This window comes from Phreatobacter aquiterrae, from assembly GCF_053471285.1.
On the sequence record NZ_JBJPHW010000045.1, the window covers coordinates 1 to 763 of the forward strand.

The 763-nt window shown below is 65.1% G+C and carries 1 protein-coding gene; it reads right to left on the reverse strand.

Annotated features, from left to right (window positions below; all coding sequences use genetic code 11):
- Positions 1–18 precede the first annotated feature (18 nt).
- The coding region (locus tag ACJ4V0_RS21520) for an IS3 family transposase (protein WP_448301652.1) at positions 19–763 on the reverse strand (745 nt) is incomplete at its 5' end.

Below are 763 nucleotides of genomic sequence, written 5' to 3' on the forward strand. Positions count from 1 at the left end.
TGAACCGCCCCGAGTTTTCTAGACGCCCTCGGCTCGCGCTTTGTGCTGCCGTTCGAACTCGACGGGCGACAGCATCCCGTTTCGTGCGTGCTTGCGGGTCGGATTGTAGAACATCTCGATGTAGTCGAACACGTCGGCCCTTGCCTCATCGCGCGTCCGGTAGACCTTACGGCGGATCCGCTCGCGCTTGAGCAGGTTGAAGAAGCTCTCGGCCACCGCGTTGTCGTGGCAGTTGCCGCGCCGGCTCATCGAGGGCTCCAGATCGTGGTGCTTCAGGAAGGATGCCCACTCCATACTCGTGAACTGGCTGCCCTGATCCGAATGCACCAGCACGCGGCCCTTCGGCTTGCGCCGCCAGACGGCCGCCAGCAGCGCCTGAAGGACGACGTTGGTCGTCTGGCGCGATTGCATCGACCATCCGACGATGCGGCGCGAGAAGAGGTCGAGCACGACCGCCAGGTAGGCGAAGCCTTCGTGCGTGCGGATGTAGGTGATGTCGGTCACCCAGGCCTTGTCCGGCGCCTCCACGTCGAACTGGCGGTCGAGCGTGTTGCCGATGGCCAGGGACGGCTTGCCTCCGTACATGCCGGGGCGACGCTTGTACCCGATCTGAGCCCGTATGCCGGCGAGCCGCGCCAGTCGTGCGACCCGGTTCGGACAGCAGTTCTCGCCCATGTCCACGAGGTCGTCGTGGAGCTTCCGGTAGCCGTAGACTTTGCTGCTGTCGCGCCAGGCCGTGCGGATCAGTTCGATCTGGCGGCGG